The following is a 19,579-nucleotide window of genomic DNA, read 5'->3' as shown; positions in this document are numbered from 1 at the left end:
AATAACCTTATCAGTATTAGCCATAATCTGCTTGATAACCAGCTTTCGGCGGTTCAAACCGCCGAAAGTCAGGTAAGGAGGGGGGAACTACTGAGTACCGCCTATGGTCATTTCATCAATTTTTAAGGTCGGCTGACCGACACCCACCGGCACGCTTTGCCCGTCTTTACCGCAAATACCAACCCCGGCATCGAGCTTAAGATCATTGCCGACCATGCTGACATTTTTCATCGCCTCGGGACCGCTGCCGATCAGGGTGGCGCCTTTAACCGGCGAAGTGATTTCGCCGTTTTCGATCATATAGGCTTCCGAGCTGGTGAAAACAAATTTACCAGAAGTAATATCCACCTGGCCACCGGCAAAATTCGGGGCATAAATGCCTTTTTTCACCGACTTGATAATATCTTCTGGCGTGTGCTCACCGCCGAGCATATAGGTATTGGTCATTCTCGGCATCGGCAGGTGGGCATAAGATTCACGACGGCCGTTGCCTGTGGGCTTGACTCCCATTAAGGCGGCATTATGTTTATCCTGCATATAACCTTTCAAGATGCCTTTTTCGATTAAAACATTATATTGTCCCGGCGTGCCTTCATCATCGATATTAACCGAGCCCCTGCGGTTACTGATGGTGCCGTCGTCTACAATAGTACAATGCTCGGATGTTACCTGCTGGCCCACCTTGCCGGAGAACGCCGACGAGCCCTTACGGTTAAAGTCTCCCTCCAGGCCATGGCCTACCGCTTCATGTAATAGCACACCCGGCCAGCCGGCGCCCAATACCACAGGTAAATTGCCAGCCGGGGCTTCAATGGCCACCAGGTTTACCAGCGCCTGGCGCACCGCTTCTTCGGCATAAGCCAGATAGCGGGCCTTGCCGTTTTCGGCTTCAAAAAAATAACTATAATCGGTGCGGGCGCCGCCACCTGAGCTGGCCCGTTCACGTTTACCGTTTTCTTCCACCAGCACAGAGCAGTTAAGGCGAACCAAAGGCCGTATATCCGTGCCATAGGTGCCATCGGTTGCCGCCACCAGCACTTTCTCATAAACGCCGGACAGGTTGACGATTACCTGCTGTACCCGCTTATCTGTAGCGCGGGCATGAGCTTCTACCTCATGCATCAGGCTGATTTTTTGTTCCTGGGTCAAACTCGATAACGGCTCTACCGCGGCATAGGTCAGGATCGGACTTTGCCGCTTAAATGCCTGAACCCTGGCACTTTGACCGCTGTGGGCTATGCCCTTGGCGGCATCGGCAGCCAGCTGCAATGCCCGCGATGAAATATCATCGGAATAGGAAAACCCGGTTTTTTCACCGGAAATCGCCCTGACACCGACGCCACGTTCAATGTTATAAGAACCTTCCCTGACAATGCCGTCTTCGAGCATCCAGGATTCATGCTGGCTCGCCTGAAAATACAGATCGGCATAATCAATTTGCTTTTGCTGAAAGCTTTCCAGGGTTTTGGTTAACACGGCTTCATCAATCTGACTATCGCCTAAGAGCTCCTGCTCAACATTATTCATAAGACATCAACTCTGTTTTAAATTGGTTATGCTCAGACACTGGAATGCTTTCGCGTACCTTGACCAGTTCTTCACTCGAATATTCGGCGGTCGCCACGCCGGTACCGGTTTCCAGGGAAGATAAAACCTCTCCCCAGGGACTGATGATCATGCTATGACCCCAGGTTTCACGACCGTTTTTATGTATGCCTTCCTGATTTGCCGCCACGATAAAGACCTGGTTTTCGATGGCCCTGGCGCGCAACAGGGTCTGCCAGTGCGCCTTGCCCGTTACCCGGGTGAAGGCACTGGGTACGGTAATAATATCAGCACCGCGGCTCCTGAGCTGACGATATAATTCCGGGAAACGTAAGTCATAACAAACCGATAAGCCGACATTGGCAAAAGGGGTCTTGACCACTTCTACCGATTTACCCGCCTGGGTATATTTAGATTCAAAATAATGCTTTTCGTTATCCTGGACATGGACATCAAATAAATGAATCTTATCATAGCGCCCCAACTGCTCGCCCTCGGGAGAGAACACACAGCTGCTGTTGGTAAATTTATCACCCTGCTCGGTTAAGGTCGGTATCGTGCCCCCCACCAGGTGGACCCGGTATTTTTGTGCCAGCTTTGCCAACCCCAGGCGCAGTGAGTCGTTTGCCACCGTCTCTTGTGCCAGGGTTAACTGATCAACATCCCGGGCGCCAAAAAACAAACAACACTCGGGCACAACCACTAAATGCTGCTGAGCAATCTCTAATGACTGTAACTGCTGCTCTATGGCATCCAGGTTGGCATTAACATCCGGTACTGAGCATAACTGAACTGCTGATAATTTAACCATCGATTTCCTTCGCTTGTTGTAAATAGTTTATCGGGAGTTTATTTCCCTGGCCGTCTGGCTTTTTCTTGCCGCTTACCTCAGGTGTAACCTCGGGCGGTTCAATGATCTTCGGCGGGGTTGAACGACCAACGCTGATATCCTTGGTTTTACGGTTCACCACCTGTAAATCCGGCTCGGCGATGCTGCCGGTTAATTCGAAATTAAGCTCTGACACCACCTTGGAGGTAAACACCTCGTCTATGGCGATACCGGCTAAAAAAGTGACCGGATTCAAAGTGGCGATCCAGGCCAATACCGGCAAACTCGATGTCAGGTTAGGCTTGTAGGACATACGGTAGTCCAGCAACTCTTCGCCAAGACGGGTATTGCCTTTCATGGTCAAATCACCCGCCGTCCCTTTCATCATAGTATTATCTGTGTATAACACCCCCTGCTCTATACGAAAATCTCCCTTGATTTCACTATAGAAAACACCGTCACTGAAGATATCGCGAAAATCCAGGGTCAGCTTACGTACCAGCGACTGCAAGCTCAGTACCGACAGGATACGCAAGCCTTTATCGCTGACATCCGCCAGATAGCCGTCATCTATCTTGACGGAAACATCGCCGTTAAGTTCCTGCAAAGCATAATTTTGCGGCCCTCCCGGCCAGTTGGCGGTAAATTCAACTTTACCGCCGCTGTCTTTAATGATGGAGGCAAAGCCCAGCTTTTCAATTTCATGCTCGACATCCTTGGTGGAAAACAAACCGCTCATTTTTGTCTCTGAGCTGGTCTGGTTATGGCTCCACTCCCCTTCCAGGGTCAACCGGGTCTTGTCACGCCGTGAAACAAAATTTTTCAACTCGATAACATCATCCCGGCTATGGCTGATTTCAAAATCCAACTCACCGAAATCCAGTTCATCGAAGCGACAGGCATCGCAATGTACCCGCATCGGCGGTACATTGGCAAAAATAATATCGTTTTCCGCGCGAATGCTTTGTGCGCTTTGCTCTGTGCTTTCCTCGGCGCCGGCTGCTGTTTTCAGGTTCAAAAAGTCCGCATCGATATCTATCCCCTGACCATACCAGTCAGGATAAAATTTAATCTGGCCACGGGCCTCTTTGGCATTAAGCTGCAATAACCACCAATTCTCTTGATCTAACAGGTTAAAAGACACCTCGGTTAATGCCTGGCCGACAATATCTAAACTGCCCACCGAGCCGCGGATGCGTTCCGGTTGGGCCAACAAGCCGGGTTCATCGTCCGCCCCGGTACCTGTCTCTAAACTGTCGAGGATATCTAAAATCAGCGGCTGCCACTGGCTGACCTTGGCCTGATCTAATTTGGCGGTAATATGGAAGCCGTCCATAGGCAAAAGCATAGTTTCATCCCCCAGCACCAGATGGGCGCGGGAGAATTGCACCTTGTCATGGTTAAGCACGCCGTAAAAACTCAGCTGCTCGCCCAAATTGGCATTGATGGTCGACTGGTTAAGCTGCCCGGAAACTTTGGCACTAAAAGCGGTTTGCTCTGTCTCAGCCAGGGAAAAGGGATCCGGCAACATCAGCTCGGTTGCCGCCATATCCGAAGCCAGGGAAAAGTCATAGGAAAAACCGCCGTCATGATGCATATTTAACGACAAATCCCCCTGCCACACCAGGGCGCCGCCGCCATATTGTTGAAGCTCAGACGGCAACTGTGCCAGCCAGAGTTTATCCTGCCAGTTGGCATCAATATCAATTTTTGTATGGTAATACTCAGACTTGTCAGCCGCCGCTACCTTAAGCCTCAGAGGCAAGCCGCGCCAGTTCAGGGCCAGCTTATCTATGGCCAGCACATCATTTTCAAAGGTTAACCGGCCACTGACATCACGAAAGTCCATTTCGGGTGCCTGCAGGGCGATACGGTTATCGATAAAGTCCACCACACCGCTGGCCAGGGTATCGTCCGGGTTCTGCAGCGGGATACTCAGGGAAAACTCACCGGAAACGGGGCCCGACACCGCAAGTTGTTCCAGGGTTGCACCTACCGTGTCTTTCATCGGGCTTAACAGCATCAACTCGGTCACCGCTTCAGGTGACACCTGGTTTATCGGGGCATCAACCGTCAGCAACTGCTCTTGTGACAAGCTCTTGATTTCGGCTTCAACACCGGTGACATCTACTCCGGTCAGCTCACCGCCGCGTGCCGTGATCAACATGCTGTCATTGGTAAAATTCAGGTTGGCGGAAAAATCGGTAATTGCCGGCCATAAGGGATCAAATTGAAAGTGCGCCTGTTCCAGTTCGGCATCTACGGTGAAAATACCGCTATGACCGTCAACCGGGCCGGTAAAAGGGAATCCCTGCAGCGGCCCGTTAAATAATACCGAGGCTTGGGGAATAACCCCGGAAACAATCCCCTCATTGAGATAACCCACCAGGTCTTTGCCCATCAGCAAATGGGGGTAATAATACCGGACATTGGCGGCATCAACATTCTCTACCGATGCCAGCAGCGACATGGTTACCGGGTTATCATCCGCCCCGTCAAGCGCCAGCTCGCCGGAAAGTTCCACTTCCGGCGACATCAAGCGGATATCTTGCACGTTAAGCTGCCAGCCGTTATCGCCCATTTGAGCAAAAACAGAGGCACTTAAACTGTCATAAGGAATTGGCCGCGGGAAGTGTTGCCGGAAGTCCAGGGCGCCGCCACTGGCATGAATATCCAATTGTAATTGCTGATCCGCCAACAAGATACTGCCGGAGGCGTGTTTTATCCCCGGGATACCTGAGCCATATTCGGTACTGATATCATTAAAATTCGCCACCAGTTGCAGTTTTTCACTTTGTTTTTGTAAATAGATATCCGTTAACCTGCCCACAGGCGCCATTTCAGCGATCAGCTGATTCACTTCTTCATTATCTACCAGCAAAGAAGAAAAATGTCGTAACCCGGACAAGTCTACATAGGATAAATAAGTAAAAAGATTAGAGCCCAGCTTTTGCGCCTGCACGGTAAAAGGCTGCAGCTTCTGCTGATCGATACTCAGCGCCAGCGGCGATGACTGCAAACTGAACTGATTAAAGTTGTTTAAGTCGGTAGCAAAAAACTGCCCTTCACTGATGGCCAGCTGATGATGGACCTCCTTATCCTGCCAGCTGATTTCATTGTCCCCCAACACCAGCTGTAACTGGCCGGCAACACCGTTTTCTATCGTCAGCCAGGCATTAAAATTTAATACCGAGTCAGTATTGTCTATCTCGGTTGCCAGCACATCGGCAAGCCAGGGGGTAATATTGACCTGGTTCGCGGCCAGGAAAATCTGCCCGGACATTTCTGCACTGTCGCTGCCGTTGATATCAAGCTGCACTTTTAAATTGTTAGAAGTAATGCCGTCGAGAATCACATCCCCTTTTGCCTGGTGGCGGCTGTCTTTATTGACCCAGTCCAGGTAACTGATCAGGAAGGTAGAGCTGTGCTCCCGGGTTTGTAGAATAATCTGGGAATTGCGTAAAGAGAAACGCTCTATCTGTTCAAGAAACAGATCGGTTAATTTGCCGATTTCCGGGGGCTCGCTGTTATTATCTTGCTGCTCCAGCAATAACTCTGGGTCTACCACCACCTTGGCCCCCGCCAGGGTAAAATCATGGGTGATCAATTGCCGGGCGCGGATACTGGCCCAAAAATCCAGGTGGATATCAATATTTTTGATAAAAACATTCACGGCATCCGACTGCAGCAAGCTGACATTGTTTGCCACCAGCACAGGCCCCAGCCCCTGCCAGTCCATGGATAAACTGCCAATTAAGATCTGGCTCTGATAGGTGTCACTCAGGTATTCCTGAAAATTTTGCCGATAGTTATGGGCATAGGGCAGCATAAGGCGCAAGGCACTGATCACAACCGCGGTCAGCACCAGCAAGATCGCAACGGTTTTATACAGGCGATTCAACCAAAGATTTAATACCTTTGAAACACTCAAATTTTCAGGCACCCTATTAACATTATCACTTAACCTTTTACCTTCTATACAAAAACACAAAGACCACGGTATTGAATATGCTCAAAACTATGGCAACACTCCCTATTTTACACGATAACCGCGGTCACATCATGATGACATCAAATTGTTCCTGGTTATACATGGGCTCGGTCTGTACCTTGATCAACTTGCCGATGAACACTTCCAGCTCCGCCAGGTTATGATATTCATCATTCACCAGGAACTCACTGACCTCGGAGGAGGCATAAACAATAAACTTATCCGCATCATAGGCCCGGTTAACCCGAACGATTTCCCGTAGAATTTCAAAACAAACGGTTTCTACGGTTTTTAAATTCCCCCGGCCGGAGCAGACACTGCATTCGCTGCATAACACATGCTCCAGGCTTTCCCGGGTGCGTTTTCGGGTCATTTCCACCAGCCCCAGGGAAGAGAAACCATGCACGCTGAACTTGACCTTATCCTTGGACATCGCCTGCTCCAGGCTGTGCAATACCCTGTGCTTGTGTTCTTCACTGTTCATATCGATAAAGTCGATAATAATAATACCGCCAAGATTACGCAGCCTTAACTGGCGCGCAATTGCCTGGGTCGCTTCGATATTGGTACTGAAAATCGTCTCTTCCAGGTTACGGTGCCCGACATACGCCCCGGTATTGATGTCTATGGTAGTCATGGCTTCTGTTTGATCGATAATCAAAGAGCCGCCGGATTTCAGTTCAATTTTCCTGTGCAGGGCCCGCTGAATTTCCCGCTCGGCATCGAACAAATCAAAAATCGGCCTTTCCCCGGGATAATATTCCAATACCGAAGTGAGCTCGGGGACAAATTCCCGGGTAAAGTCCGCCAACTGATCAAAACTTAATTTAGAGTCGATACGAATACGCTCCAGCGAAATGCCCACCACATCCCGGATCACCCTAAATGCCAGGGATAAATCCTGGTACAGGGCGGTTTTGACCACTTTCCTTTGTTTTCGTTCCTGGATTTTTTCCCAGACACGACGCAAAAATTCGGCATCATGTTTTAAATCCGGCTCATCTGCGCCTTCTGCCGCGGTTCTGACAATAAAACCATGCTGGTCATCGCAATATTCGCTGACAATACCTTTTAAGCGGTTTCTTTCATTAACATCTTCAATGCGCTGGGAAATCCCGGCATGATGGGCCCCCGGCATCAACACCAGGTAACGGGAGGCTATGGTAAGATCTGTGGTTAACCGGGCACCCTTGGTGCCCAGGGGATCTTTCACCACCTGCACCATCAAATACTGGCCTTCATGCACTAAAGTGCGGATATCCGGCACCTGGTCATTTTCGTTGCCGTTTTTCGCCGTGATCAGTTTCGAGTTGATATCTGAGGCGTGCAAAAATGCCGCCTTGTCGAGATTAATATCAATAAACGCCGCCTGCATCCCGGGTAAAACCCGGATCACTTTACCCAAATAAATATTACCTACCAAACCCCGTCTCGCTTCCCGCTCGACATGCACTTCCTGGAGCACCCCATTTTCAATCAGGGCAACCCGGGTTTCACTCGGGGTCACATTAACCAGTAACTCTGCGCTCATCTTGAACCTTATTGATTTGTTTGTACTTGGGTGGGCAGACCGCAAGCAAGCAACATTTGTGCTGTTTCATATAACGGTAGCCCAACCACAGCAGAATAACTACCCCGGATCCCGGTCACGAATTGCCCGCCAATGCCCTGAATACCATAAGATCCGGCTTTATCCTGCGGCTCTCCCGTTTGCCAGTAACGGCTTATCTCCTGCGCCGTCAGTTTTTTGAAACTGACATCGGTCACCACCAGCTCACTGGTGATCTCCTGCCCGTGCGCCACGGCTATACCTGTGATCACCTGATGGCTGCGTCCGGAAAGCATAGCTAACATTCTTTGACAGTCATTTAAGTCAATTGGTTTCCCCAAGATGACATTATCCACCACCACAGCGGTATCTGAGCCGAGCACCAAGCTATTGGCTGCCTGTTGTTTTTCAAAGGTATTGGCGATGGCAAGGGCCTTTTCCCGGGAAAGGCGCTTTACATAATCCCCGGGGGATTCATTGGCGAGCACGCTTTCATCGATATCCGCGGCCATACAGTCAAACTGATAACCGAGCTGGGCAAGCAACTCGCTTCTTCTCGGGGACTTGGAGGCTAAAACCAGCTTCATGGTTTTCCTTATTTTATTTTAAAGTGACGACGTACTTTGCGCAGCAGTAAAAAGGCCCAGGGCCAGAGCACAATAGTGGTAAAGACCGGGTAGAGGTAGCTGGGCAGAAAAACAATATCGGTAAGAAACCTTTGCAGCCAGAACACCAGCAAATGATATAAAGCCGCTGACACCCCGACGATTAACGCCTGCTGCCACACGGAAAAGTTGCGGATCTTTTGAAAATTCACCGCGATAATGTAAACAGATAAGGCCATGGCCGCGGCATGTACCCCGAGCACTGAGCCCAAGAGTACATCCATCAGAAAGCCCATCACCCAGGCGGTGATAACATTCACCCGGTTAGGCAAAGCCAGGCACCAATATAACAGCACCACCAGCACCCAGTCTGGCCTGAAGGCATCCAGACTCAGCGGCATCGGCATAATCGTCGCCATCAGGGCGATCAATAAGCTAAACAAAATAATGATGCCGTTATTGAGCAGCATTGCTATCCCCTTTGCTGTTATTGCTTTTAGCTTTCGAAGCGGCTTCAGCTCCTGACTTTGAAGAAAAAATACTGCTGGGCTTTTCCGGCCAGAGCAAAAGCAGATACCTTAACCGGTCGATCTGTGCCACCGGCTGGCTAAATACCTGGGCAAAAGGACGGGACTCGTCCTGGGTGACTATGGTCACCCGGGATACCGGATAGCCCTCGGGGTATTTGCCCCCCAAGCCGGAAGTCACCAATAAATCGCCGCTGCGAATATCGGCGCTGTGGGAGACATGGTTATGGGTAAGCCTGTCTATCTGGCCGCTGCCGGAAGCAATTAAACGGATACCGTTACGGCTGATGCGCACCGGCACCCCATGGGTGACATCGGTAATTAATATCACCCGGCTGCTGGTGGTACCGACATGCTGGATTTGCCCAACGATCCCCTGCTCGTCAAGCACAGGCTGACCTTCAAAGACTCCGTCATTGGCGCCTTTATTGATCACTATCTGGTGGGTATAGGGGTCGCTGTCAACAGAAAGGATTTCCGCCACCATTTTCCTGACTTCAGAGCGCAGCGGCGATGCCAGTAAAGAGCGCAAGCGCTCGTTTTCCTGCTTGATGATATCAAGCTGCATCAACTCTTCATGCAAACGTAATTCATTGACCTTAAGCTGCTGGTTCTCTTCCATCAAATGCTTACGGGTCACCAGGTTTTCAGCGGCCCAGGTCATCATCTGCTTGGGGGCATTGGCAATATATTGCAGCGGGCTCACCAGGGATTGCAGGTAACCGCGGACACCGTCAAAACTGTTGGCTTTATGATCAAGGAAAATCAGCAGCACGGACAACAGCAGCACAAAAACCAGTCTGTGCTGTGGGGAGGGGCCGTGTTTAAATATTGGATTCATCTGAGCAGGCTGCGCCCGGCCAAAGGCCAGGCGCACTCATCATTATTCGTAAGAGAAAAGATCACCGCCGTGCATGTCGATCATTTCCAGTGCCTTGCCGCCGCCACGGGCAACACAAGTTAATGGATCTTCTGCAACAACCACAGGGATACCGGTTTCTTCCATCAATAAACGGTCGAGATCTTTTAATAAAGCACCACCGCCGGTTAACACCATGCCGCGCTCGGAAATATCCGATGCCAGCTCAGGCGGTGACTGCTCCAGCGCTACCATAATGGCACTGACGATACCGGTTAACGGCTCCTGCAGCGCTTCAAGAATTTCATTGCTGTTTAAGGTAAAGCTGCGCGGTACACCTTCTGCCAGGTTACGGCCGCGCACTTCGATTTCAATCAGCTCTTCGCCCGGGTAGGCGGAGCCGATTTCATGCTTGATACGCTCGGCAGTGGCTTCACCAATCAGGCTGCCGAAATTACGGCGCACGTAGTTGATAATGGCTTCATCGAACTTATCGCCGCCGATGCGCACCGAAGAAGAATACACCACACCGTTAAGGGAGATAATGCCGACTTCGGTAGTACCACCACCGATATCGACCACCATAGAGCCGGTGGCTTCAGATACCGGCATACCGGCACCGATAGCTGCCGCCATAGGTTCGTCAATCAGGTAAACTTCACGTGCCCCGGCACCTAAAGCCGATTCACGAATGGCGCGGCGTTCCACCTGGGTAGAACCGCAAGGAACACAAACCAAAACCCGCGGACTGGGGCGTAAAAAGTTATTGCTGTGCACTTGCTTGATAAAGTGTTGCAGCATCTTTTCGGTGACAAAAAAGTTTGCGATCACACCGTCTTTCATCGGGCGGATGGCTTCAATATTTCCCGGGGTACGACCAAGCATTTGTTTTGCTGCAATACCGACGGCAGCAACACTTTTCGAACCTCCTGAACGGTCCTGGCGAATCGCCACCACCGAAGGTTCATTCAGTACTATCCCCTGCTCTTTTACATATATCAGTGTATTTGCAGTTCCCAAATCAATAGATAAATCGTTGGAAAACATGCCGCGTAATTTTTTAAACATAACTACAAAATGTCCTTTAAATGTCGCAGGTTCGCAATAGGAACTACTTTTTCTGAGCTTTCACCGGACAATTACCGCGAAATGCCGGATAAAAGCATATTGTTTTTAGATCCGTCAATCATACCCCAGTATTTAGGTCATGTGTTGTATGTTTTCAAAATAAATGTAAAAAAGTGCATTTTTTTTTCAGATCGGCGCAGAGGAATAAAATAAGATTGATTTTCAGGGGATTATTGCCGATAAATTCGCCATAGGGTAAAAACAAGCTTTTAAAGTAAAAACTCAGCCAGCCCGGACAAAATGAGCCAAAAGCGGCTAATAAAAAATTATCCGCAGCCATCAACAAGTATTAGGGGGTTTTTGCTTCCACCTGCACCCTGCGGCTACTTAAGACAATATTTTTACTGTCTTGTGCCATCACGCCTGTACCGCAGTTGCCGGTGCTTTCCAGGGAAAAATAAGCGACAGAAAATCCTTTGCGGTTAAGGTGAGTTCCATCCGTATATAAGGCGGTACAGGTGACGGTTGCACTGCAATGATCTAATCCTGCGATACCGTCAAAATCATAAGTGGCATTTGCCGGACAACTATCCTCATTGGCATCATGCGGAAACAATAACAGTAAATGCGCCTGCATTCCGGAATTGGCCGCCGCCAGCGCCCGGGTGCCCAAAACTTCCTGAACAATAGTTTCACTGCTGCTGGACAAGGTTCGCATCAGGGCCGCCCCCAACAGCAATAATACCGTCAGCACAAACAGCGCCAGCATCAGGGCACTGCCCCGCTGGGCTGAAAAGTGGCGAGCCTGCACCAGTTTTACTTTAAATCGCAGCATTGACATTAGCGTAAAAATAAATAAAAAGCTTTTGATAACAGCTATTAATAGCCGTTATCACCCGACAAAGCAACTTTTTAAACGCACGCTATGCCCCCGCCTTATGCAGCAAAGTGAAACAAAAAACCCGCTAACGCGGGTTTAAAGAAAACAAGTTATTATGCCCTGAGCCTGAATGCCAGCAGGCACATCATAACAGCAAACAGCAATAAGCTTGACGGCTCCGGCACCACAATTTCATGGTCACGTACATAAAAAGTTTCATAACCGGTCGAGCCCCATTCACTGGCAACATAACCGGATAAAAAGTTACGGTAATCCACCGTGGTATAGGCGGTATTCCAATAGGCTGATGCCTGAATTAAACTGCCGTTGCTGGCGACAAAAGCCGATAGCCCTATCTCGTTCAGCAGCATATCCAGTTCGCTCGCCGTGGCATAACGCCAGTTTTCGTGAAATTCAGGCGCCATTAACTGGTTGCTGCAGACATCAGCAGCATTATCATAAACATTTGTTAAATAGTTTTCAGGATCAGCAGGACCGCTGCAGCCCTGAAACTGTATGTTATCCGGGGAAGCCCAGGCCCAGTCCATACCCTGATAAGCAATATAAGCATCTGCGGACAAGTCTGATGTGATCAGGCTGGCCCGGGCGGTGTTAACCGCAAAAAGAGATATCAGCAGCAAAATATTTATTATTGATTTCATCATTATTACATCCGTCTAATGAAGTAAGACCTAAAAACCACCCGCTTCGCCTCACCGGTATTCCCGGTGCCATTTATAGCATTTCTATTAAGCTAAACGGTTAATTTTCCGGCATTATCGCACATTTTTTAGATGAATGGCATGATCAAAAACAATTTGTTCATCATCACGCTCAAAAGTGAGCTTGAGTTTCACCAAAGCATTACGCTGCAAGGTCGGCGCTTCAAGGGAGAAAGGCAAATCCCCGGCATCGATATCCACTATATTTTCTGCCATAAGCACCGAGGGAGTCGGCGGGACCAAGTCCTGATTTTGGCTGATACCGTGACCTTCATAACGTAATAAACGATTATTATCGACACAATAAGCGACAGGGTCATCAAAAATATAAGCCCGCTGAGTCGGAGATGTCCGGGTAAAAGTAAAACCAGGCGGCTCGTCACCTTTTAGGGTTACCACCCATAAATCACTGTCTTCAGGGGAGGGAATATCCAACTCTTTAATCCCAGCCGTCTGCCCTGAAGTCGGCAAGGGATTATTATTGACATCGATATAAACCTCAGAGCTGTCAAGCGGGTAAACCGTGATCGCAGATGGGCAAAAAATACCACATTCAAAAAATTCACCGGTGCTAGTTTTAATTGGAATCACGTCCATGGTTAATCCCGAAGAGCCAAGTTCAGGTATACGGGTATAGGTGGTGCTGGCTTTAACCGGTATATACTCCAGGCATTGCTGATTAGTATCGCTGTCGGTTTTTATGCGTATGCTGTTCGGCACAGCATTGCTTACTTCCCGGTTTAAGCGCTCAATGGCAAAACGGGCACTGGCCAGGAGCTCATCACGTTCGCTGACATTAACAAAGGTTTGTGTCGACAGGGTGACAAAACCGCCGATGCCCGCCGCCATGATCCCCAGCAAGATAATGACGATAACAAACTCAATCAGGGTAAAGCCATTACTTGGTTTTGAAGGGCGACATCGCAGCACATGCAACCTTAGACAATAAGACATTAGAAGTTCGCCTTATAGCCGGTAAAGGTCATGGCCGTCCCCAACGGCGTAGTAACGGTGATCATAATGCGTTTAGCCAGCCGGTCATTACCCAGGCCAAGTTCACTGCCCTGATAAGATACGGCAACGTTTAGGGTGAAGGTATTATAACTGGTATCTAAATTATCACCGCTGGCATTTACCCTGGCGCTATAACCATGATAATCATCAACATCATTAAACAGGCTACGTTCGTTTTCGCCAGCTTCGGTGCCAAAGTTTGCTTCATCGGTACAAGTTATCACTGTCGCACTGGCATCATCACAGCGCACCACTCCGCCCACCATATCGGAATTTTGATCAAAAGCCCGTCCGGTGATTTCTGCCAACAAACTCTGGGCCAATTCCGCAGCTTTTACCTGATGGATTTGATCGGCGCTGTGCTGCTCTGTCGGAATGATCACCCGCATGATCACCGAAAAGGATATCGCCAATACCACGATACCGATAATCACTTCTATCAGGGTAAAACCGGTATTTTTGCTGGCACTAAGACGCTTGCTTCCCGGGGGAAAATTAACCGGCACGGATATACCCCTGCTCGGCAATCAACACAGTCAGCACTTCATATTCACCGGTAATATTTAAGATGCAGCCACCACTGCAATTATTCAACGGCACTCCCATACCGTCAAAACGGATAATGCCGGGATTGGCATTGCCGTTGATATCAAAGCTGATGTTATGTTTGCTATCCACATCGGCGCCGGTTAAGTCCGGCTGCCAGTCGGCGGGAAAGTTAGTGACATTACAATCGGTACGATCCGGAATACCATAACGACTGTCTTGTATAACAATTTGGTGGCATAAAGTACTGTTGGTTTGCTGCATCGCCCTTTGCTGGGTCAATCTCAGCGCGGCTATCAACTGGCTACGATAGGCATAAATTTCATAATCCCGGGTACCGGAAAACCTCGGCAGAACCGAGACCGCCAAAACCCCAAGCAGGATAATGACGGTAACAGATTCGATGAGGGTGAAACCTGAAATACGGCCCGGCATAACAAAAAGCGAGGTATTTAATTACCGCTTAACTGCATCCGGTAACATCAATGTCAATAACGGGCTTAACATTTGGATTGGTACTTTCGGTATATTGTACCCGGCAATTTCCCGGTGCCGCCTCAGTAGGGACGGTATCGCCGCTAATATAGATAAAAAAGGAATCGTCGTCGACAGCGCTATTAAACTGTTCGTTGGCGCCAAATTCTATATCCAGCAAATCATTAAAATTATCTACGGTGGCATTGTGCCAGCCGCTGCCGATTTCGATAGTAGCGCCGGCAACGGTAACTGTGGGGTTGGTCGCCTTTAATGCCGTATGGTTACCGGCAATCAACGACTTGGCATGCACTCCTGTAGTGGCGGTTTCCACCGCAGCTTTCACCCCCTGCAAGGTGGCGCCATTGGCATCGCCGGTCAAATCAACAAATTTAGGCGCCGCGGTTACTGCCAAAATCCCCAAAATAACGATAACCACCACTAACTCTATCAGGGTAAAACCCGCTTGCTTTTGTAAACGTTTCATTTTATGTCCTTACTAGTACTCAAAAATTAATTGGTATTGATATAAACAATCACAGAGCTGTTGGCAGGCTGATAGGTAAAACTATTTCCCACAGTTGTGGCATTGCCGGGATCTGTGGCATTGCCGTCGCCGTCATGGGCCAGGGTTTGCTCTAAATAATAATGGCACAGGCTGTCTGCCCCGGTGCCGGATTTACTGACCAGATAATCGATAGTATCGTCACCGTTTAAGGTGGCCAGGGTATCGGTCACCTTAGGCGGTTGCTGCAGGATATTTTCCCAGATATCGACACAATCATCGGCTCCCAGCCCTGCCAGAGTATTGCCGTTATCCGACAAGCCAGTCACATAACCGGGACGTATGCCGGTCCCTTCAAAGGTTAAAAACATTTCGGTGCCGTCATAAACCACGCTATTTTGATCCGAGGCATTACTGGGGCGTCCTTCCGCCTCCCACTGGGCGCGGATCAGGGAAACGCCGGTGGCAAAACCGCCCGCCATGCCCTCGATATTGGCCTGTTGCGCCTGGCTGGTCAGGTCAAGAAACTTAGGGATCGCCGTCACCGCCAACAACCCCAAAATCACTACGACGATAACCAATTCAATAAGGGTAAATCCCGATTGTTTTTTCATATCGACCTCTTGCTTGTCGTCCTAATGTCGCCTTCTTAAGCAATCTCATTTGATTCTATCAATGAAATACTAATCAAGTCACTTACTTAGTGTTGCCCATTGTATTTATTTTGCTAAATTTTTGCCTGTCTTCCGGTTATTTTTCGCCTGATTTTTACCGTTTTCATCCCAAACCGTCATTTTAACCTGCGCTGGTTTCTACCGTGCCGTTAAACAAATGGTATTGAAAATACTCTCCCGACAACAGGCTATAACGGCAGATGCTGCCAGGGTGTTGGCGATATTGTTCCCTTGATGACGGTCTTACCGGCTCCCTTGGCTTATCCTTTTCCGGCAGCGAAACCGGCCTTATCAGTTCTAGTGAACTCACCGGAGATTTTAAAAACATCATAGGCATATCCATTACCTGCTGCCAGATAAGATCACAGCGGGATAAATTTTTCTTGCCCCCCGGCGGCGCATCTACCCAGCCATAAGCATTAAGTGCTACCCTTTGCTGTTGCCTCGCTTGGACTCCTTCTCCCGCCAGTGAAGTAAGCAGCACCAGCGAAGCGGGTTTTCCTTCCATCAGCCACTGGGCATGTACCGATGTCAGCTTTGCACTAAAACTATGGCTCAGGGCATTAAAACCTACCGAGCTGACCCCCGCCTGATGCTTAAAATAATAATAAATAAAACTGGCCATCAACACGACCACCAGCAAGATCACCATCAAGGTTTCTATCAGAGACCTTTCCCGCTTTTCAACCTGCTGCTGCCGAGACATTATTTTCCCTGGAAGGCAGAAGCCATATCCCACATCGGGGTAAATATACCCAACGCCAGCATCAATACCATGCCCGCCACCAGGATCAACAATACCGGCTCAATACGTGCGGTCAGGGTACTGAGTTCGTAATCCACTTCCCGCTCGTAGTAATCGCCCACTTCTGCCAGAAGCTCGTCTACCCGGCCGGTTTCCTCACCCACGGCTATCATCTGCAATACCAGGGAGGTAAATAACTCACTGGCCACGGCAGAGCGCAGTAAACTTTCGCCGCTTTCAATACCGCTGCGCATGGTGAGGATTTTTTCCTGCATATAACTGTTATCCACCGCATCCGCCACCAGACTCAAGCCCGAGGTCATGGCAACCCCCGCCCGCAGCACAATGGCAAAGCTGTGGGAGAAGCGTGATAAAATCGACCTTTCAATAATACCGCCGACGATAGGCAGCCGGGTTTTAAACTTATCCCACTGGTAACGCCCCGCAGGCGTCCTGACATAATAACGGCTGCCGAAAAAGCCAAAAATAGCCAGCACCAGCATATAGGGCCAGTAATTGACAAAAAAGTTAGAGCTAGTGATCAACACCTTGGTCGCCCAGGGCAAATCACTGCCCAATTTGGCAAACATATCGGCAAAGGTCGGGATCACCCAGATATTGAGCACCACCATGGCCGCCGTCAGCGCCACCAGCACAAAGCTGGGATAACGCAGCGCGGTCTTAATCCGTTTTCTCGTTTCCAGCTCCCGTTGGAAATAACTGGCCAGCTTAAGAAAGGCTTCATCCAGGTTACCGGTATTTTCCCCGACATGGATAATGGAAACCACTAAAGGAGAGAAGAGTTTGGCATGCTGATTCATGGCAGACGACAAGGCAAAGCCCCCTTCAAGCTGGCTGGCAACATCAGCCAGCGCCAGGCGCAGCCTGGGGGAATTGCTCGACTCGGATAAACCGTGAATGGCCCTGAGGATAGGCACGCCCGAGCGCATCAGGGCATACATTTGCCGGCAAAAAACAATCAGATCATCTAAAGAAACCAGGGAAAACCCCAGCGCTTCCCGGATATCCAGCTGGGCAAGGCTGGCGCCGGCGGTTTTCGCAGGCTCTATCCCGGTCACGATAATTTGCTGGCGCGCCAGCTGCTCGGCCACCGCTGCCGCATTCGCCGCTTCCAACTGGCCTTTGACCTGTGCGCCTTTATTATCCCGACCTGTATATTGAAATGCCGCCATAGGGGTTAATTATCCTGTCACATTCACGGTTTCTACCAGGCGCAAGACTTCTTCGACACTGGTGATACCGGCATTGGCATAATCAAATGCCGATACGGCCAGGGGTTTAAACCCGGGATGCTCTTTGGCCAGCCGGGTAAAACTTTCGGCGTCGTCCCGTTTAAGCGCCGCCATCATAGGTTCATTCATTTCCAGTAACTCAAACACCCCGATACGGCCTTTATAACCGGTATAGTGGCAAGACTGGCATCCCAGGCCGCGTTTAAAGTGTGCCTGCTCCGCCCGGTTCCCCACCAGGTGCTGTAACCATAACATGTCCTGACTTTCCACCTCATAATCGGTGGCACACTTGGTACATAACCTTCGTACCAGGCGCTGGGCGATAATCGCCCTAAGCGAGCTGCCCACCAAAAAGCCCGCCGCCCCCATATCAATCAGGCGAATAGCACTGGTGATGGCGTCGTTGGTATGTAAGGTGGATAACACCATGTGTCCGGTTAACGCGCCCCGCAAGCCGATTTCCACGGTTTCCTGATCCCGCATTTCCCCCACCATCAAAATATCGGGATCCTGACGTAAGGCGGTACGCAGGACGCTGGAAAAGTCCAGGTCAATCTTAGCGTTGATCTGTACCTGGTTGACACGCGGCAGCTGATATTCCACCGGATCTTCCACGGTAATGATCTTTTTACTGGCCAGGTTCAATTCGCTTAAGGCCGCATATAAAGTGGTAGTTTTTCCGCTCCCGGTTGGCCCGGTCACCAGCACCATACCATGGGGACGGCTGATCTGGTTCCTTAACCGGGTAATAAGTTCTTCCGGCATACCGGTTTCATCAAAAGAGAGCAAACCGGCAGACTGGTCCAGTAGCCGCATGACCACAGACTCGCCATGCTGCACCGGCATGGTCGACATACGCACATCTATGCTGTGGCCTTTGGTTCTCAGGTTAAAACGGCCATCCTGGGGCAGGCGCTTCTCCGAAATATCCAATCCGGCCATCAGCTTTAACCTCAGTACCATGGCCGAGGCTATTTTGTTTTCCTTTAACACATTTTCCTGCAAAACCCCGTCGATACGTTGACGGATGCGCAACAGGTTTTCATCCGGTTCAATATGAATATCCGAAGCACGCATTTGAATGGCATCTTCAAACACGGACTGCAGCAACTTGCCGACGGTGGCATCACCGCCGTCATCAAAGGTGGTGGTGAGATCAAACTCTGTGGTTTGATCGTATTCTTCTTCCAGCTGGCTGGCAAAAGATTCAATATCCGCGGTACGCCGGTATAAGCCGTCAAAGGCTTCAAATATCTGCGACTCCATGACCACCGCCAGGTTAAGCGCCTTGGGAGAGAGCATCACTTCCAGCTGATCCAGGGCATTAAGATCCGCCGGATCGCTCATACCAAGCAATACCGAATCTCCCTGATCTTCAATCACCAGCGCCCTTAACCGCCGGGCATGCACCTCAGGCAGCAGCGCCGCGACATTTCCCGGGATATTACGCTGACTGATATCGAGAAAAGGCACCCCCAATTGTTGCGCCAAAAACTCCAGCAACTGACGTTCACCGATATGCCCCAGTTCTATCAGGGTATCCCCAAGTTTTCTTCCGGAAGTTTTCTGGCTGCTAAGCGCCTGCATCAACTGCTCATTGGTAATGATATGCTCATGGACCAAAAGGTCCCCCAGCCGCATCTTTAATTTAGGTGCCACCATAACTAACAAGCTCCTGATGATAAAACGGGTATAAACCCGAGGGAGAATTTAGCCGGCTGTTTAACAACAAGCGGCTTTACCATGTTCAGCAGCTCGCCGCCAGCGGCTTTCACTTTACGGATATCAAACAT

19 protein-coding genes are annotated in these 19,579 nt (G+C 49.8%); all 19 read right to left on the bottom strand.

The annotated features are described in order from the left end of the window. Positions 1-87: 87 nt before the first annotated feature. Positions 88-1,527 (bottom strand): metalloprotease TldD, encoded by a 1,440-nt coding sequence (tldD, locus tag QL234_RS20455; RefSeq protein ID WP_281559627.1) that lies wholly within the window; start codon positions 1,525-1,527, stop codon positions 88-90. Further along, a complete protein-coding gene (locus QL234_RS20450; RefSeq protein ID WP_281559626.1) occupies positions 1,520-2,356 on the bottom strand; it encodes a carbon-nitrogen hydrolase family protein in 837 nt (278 codons plus the stop codon). The genes tldD and QL234_RS20450 overlap by 8 nt, the downstream gene beginning before the upstream one ends. Next, positions 2,349-6,305 (bottom strand): YhdP family protein, encoded by a 3,957-nt coding sequence (locus QL234_RS20445; protein ID WP_281559625.1) that lies wholly within the window; start codon positions 6,303-6,305, stop codon positions 2,349-2,351. Before QL234_RS20445 ends, QL234_RS20450 begins: the two co-directional genes overlap by 8 nt. Before the next feature lie 124 nt (positions 6,306-6,429). After that, positions 6,430-7,896, bottom strand: a complete 1,467-nt coding sequence (rng, locus tag QL234_RS20440; RefSeq protein ID WP_281559624.1) for a ribonuclease G — start codon at positions 7,894-7,896, stop codon at positions 6,430-6,432. 8 nt (positions 7,897-7,904) lie between these two features. Next, positions 7,905-8,501 (bottom strand): Maf family protein, encoded by a 597-nt coding sequence (locus QL234_RS20435; protein ID WP_281559623.1) that lies wholly within the window; start codon positions 8,499-8,501, stop codon positions 7,905-7,907. 8 nt (positions 8,502-8,509) lie between these two features. Beyond that, positions 8,510-8,989, bottom strand: a complete 480-nt coding sequence (gene mreD, locus QL234_RS20430) for a rod shape-determining protein MreD (RefSeq protein ID WP_044830512.1) — start codon at positions 8,987-8,989, stop codon at positions 8,510-8,512. Next, positions 8,976-9,887 (bottom strand): rod shape-determining protein MreC, encoded by a 912-nt coding sequence (mreC, locus tag QL234_RS20425; protein ID WP_281559622.1) that lies wholly within the window; start codon positions 9,885-9,887, stop codon positions 8,976-8,978. Before mreC ends, mreD begins: the two co-directional genes overlap by 14 nt. A gap of 42 nt (positions 9,888-9,929) precedes the next feature. After that, positions 9,930-10,973, bottom strand: coding sequence for a rod shape-determining protein (locus QL234_RS20420; RefSeq protein WP_044830513.1), 1,044 nt, complete (start codon positions 10,971-10,973; stop codon positions 9,930-9,932). A 349-nt stretch (positions 10,974-11,322) separates the two neighbouring features. Continuing rightward, positions 11,323-11,808: an MSHA biogenesis protein MshP gene (locus QL234_RS20415; protein WP_281559621.1), complete on the bottom strand. Its 486-nt coding sequence runs from the start codon at positions 11,806-11,808 to the stop codon at positions 11,323-11,325. 158 nt (positions 11,809-11,966) lie between these two features. Then, positions 11,967-12,518, bottom strand: coding sequence for a PEP-CTERM sorting domain-containing protein (locus tag QL234_RS20410; RefSeq protein ID WP_281559620.1), 552 nt, complete (start codon positions 12,516-12,518; stop codon positions 11,967-11,969). Positions 12,519-12,629: 111 nt separating this feature from the next. Continuing rightward, complete coding sequence (locus QL234_RS20405; RefSeq protein ID WP_281559619.1) at positions 12,630-13,529, bottom strand: type II secretion system protein; 900 nt, start codon at positions 13,527-13,529, stop codon at positions 12,630-12,632. After that, the gene (locus tag QL234_RS20400) at positions 13,529-14,095 is read right to left on the bottom strand and encodes a prepilin-type N-terminal cleavage/methylation domain-containing protein (protein ID WP_281559618.1); all 567 of its coding nucleotides are present in this window, start codon (positions 14,093-14,095) and stop codon (positions 13,529-13,531) included. The genes QL234_RS20405 and QL234_RS20400 overlap by 1 nt, the downstream gene beginning before the upstream one ends. Further along, positions 14,085-14,570, bottom strand: coding sequence for a type II secretion system protein (locus tag QL234_RS20395; RefSeq protein ID WP_281559617.1), 486 nt, complete (start codon positions 14,568-14,570; stop codon positions 14,085-14,087). Before QL234_RS20395 ends, QL234_RS20400 begins: the two co-directional genes overlap by 11 nt. Before the next feature lie 28 nt (positions 14,571-14,598). After that, positions 14,599-15,096: a type II secretion system protein gene (locus QL234_RS20390; protein ID WP_281559616.1), complete on the bottom strand. Its 498-nt coding sequence runs from the start codon at positions 15,094-15,096 to the stop codon at positions 14,599-14,601. A gap of 26 nt (positions 15,097-15,122) precedes the next feature. Then, entirely contained in the window at positions 15,123-15,728 is a 606-nt protein-coding gene (locus QL234_RS20385) for a type II secretion system protein (RefSeq protein WP_044830520.1), read from the bottom strand. A gap of 181 nt (positions 15,729-15,909) precedes the next feature. Beyond that, entirely contained in the window at positions 15,910-16,494 is a 585-nt protein-coding gene (locus QL234_RS20380; protein WP_281559615.1) for a hypothetical protein, read from the bottom strand. Beyond that, positions 16,494-17,726, bottom strand: coding sequence for a type II secretion system F family protein (locus tag QL234_RS20375; protein ID WP_281559614.1), 1,233 nt, complete (start codon positions 17,724-17,726; stop codon positions 16,494-16,496). Before QL234_RS20375 ends, QL234_RS20380 begins: the two co-directional genes overlap by 1 nt. Positions 17,727-17,735: 9 nt before the next feature. Then, positions 17,736-19,448, bottom strand: a complete 1,713-nt coding sequence (locus QL234_RS20370) for a type II/IV secretion system protein (protein ID WP_281559613.1) — start codon at positions 19,446-19,448, stop codon at positions 17,736-17,738. A 2-nt stretch (positions 19,449-19,450) separates the two neighbouring features. Next, entirely contained in the window at positions 19,451-19,579 is a 129-nt protein-coding gene (locus QL234_RS20365) for a hypothetical protein (protein ID WP_281559612.1), read from the bottom strand.

The organism is Thalassomonas sp. RHCl1 (genome assembly GCF_947387555.1).
Classification (GTDB): Bacteria; Pseudomonadota; Gammaproteobacteria; order Enterobacterales; family Alteromonadaceae; genus Thalassomonas.
The sequence above is the reverse complement of the archived record's forward strand: the minus strand, read 5'-3'. Positions and strand labels throughout refer to the sequence as shown.

What these genes read in the sequence shown, in the direction of transcription:
- tldD (WP_281559627.1), bottom strand. Translation starts at nt 1,527, where the DNA reads ATGAATAATGTTGAGCAGGAGCTCTTAGGCGATAGTCAGATTGATGAA.
- QL234_RS20450 (WP_281559626.1), bottom strand. Translation starts at nt 2,356, where the DNA reads ATGGTTAAATTATCAGCAGTTCAGTTATGCTCAGTACCGGATGTTAAT.
- rng (WP_281559624.1), bottom strand. Translation starts at nt 7,896, where the DNA reads ATGAGCGCAGAGTTACTGGTTAATGTGACCCCGAGTGAAACCCGGGTT.
- QL234_RS20435 (WP_281559623.1), bottom strand. Translation starts at nt 8,501, where the DNA reads ATGAAGCTGGTTTTAGCCTCCAAGTCCCCGAGAAGAAGCGAGTTGCTT.
- mreD (WP_044830512.1), bottom strand. Translation starts at nt 8,989, where the DNA reads ATGCTGCTCAATAACGGCATCATTATTTTGTTTAGCTTATTGATCGCC.
- mreC (WP_281559622.1), bottom strand. Translation starts at nt 9,887, where the DNA reads ATGAATCCAATATTTAAACACGGCCCCTCCCCACAGCACAGACTGGTT.
- QL234_RS20420 (WP_044830513.1), bottom strand. Translation starts at nt 10,973, where the DNA reads ATGTTTAAAAAATTACGCGGCATGTTTTCCAACGATTTATCTATTGAT.
- QL234_RS20415 (WP_281559621.1), bottom strand. Translation starts at nt 11,808, where the DNA reads ATGCTGCGATTTAAAGTAAAACTGGTGCAGGCTCGCCACTTTTCAGCC.
- QL234_RS20410 (WP_281559620.1), bottom strand. Translation starts at nt 12,518, where the DNA reads ATGATGAAATCAATAATAAATATTTTGCTGCTGATATCTCTTTTTGCG.
- QL234_RS20405 (WP_281559619.1), bottom strand. Translation starts at nt 13,529, where the DNA reads ATGTCTTATTGTCTAAGGTTGCATGTGCTGCGATGTCGCCCTTCAAAA.
- QL234_RS20395 (WP_281559617.1), bottom strand. Translation starts at nt 14,570, where the DNA reads ATGCCGGGCCGTATTTCAGGTTTCACCCTCATCGAATCTGTTACCGTC.
- QL234_RS20390 (WP_281559616.1), bottom strand. Translation starts at nt 15,096, where the DNA reads ATGAAACGTTTACAAAAGCAAGCGGGTTTTACCCTGATAGAGTTAGTG.
- QL234_RS20385 (WP_044830520.1), bottom strand. Translation starts at nt 15,728, where the DNA reads ATGAAAAAACAATCGGGATTTACCCTTATTGAATTGGTTATCGTCGTA.
- QL234_RS20380 (WP_281559615.1), bottom strand. Translation starts at nt 16,494, where the DNA reads ATGTCTCGGCAGCAGCAGGTTGAAAAGCGGGAAAGGTCTCTGATAGAA.
- QL234_RS20375 (WP_281559614.1), bottom strand. Translation starts at nt 17,726, where the DNA reads ATGGCGGCATTTCAATATACAGGTCGGGATAATAAAGGCGCACAGGTC.
- QL234_RS20370 (WP_281559613.1), bottom strand. Translation starts at nt 19,448, where the DNA reads ATGGTGGCACCTAAATTAAAGATGCGGCTGGGGGACCTTTTGGTCCAT.
- QL234_RS20365 (WP_281559612.1), bottom strand. Translation starts at nt 19,579, where the DNA reads ATGTTTGATATCCGTAAAGTGAAAGCCGCTGGCGGCGAGCTGCTGAAC.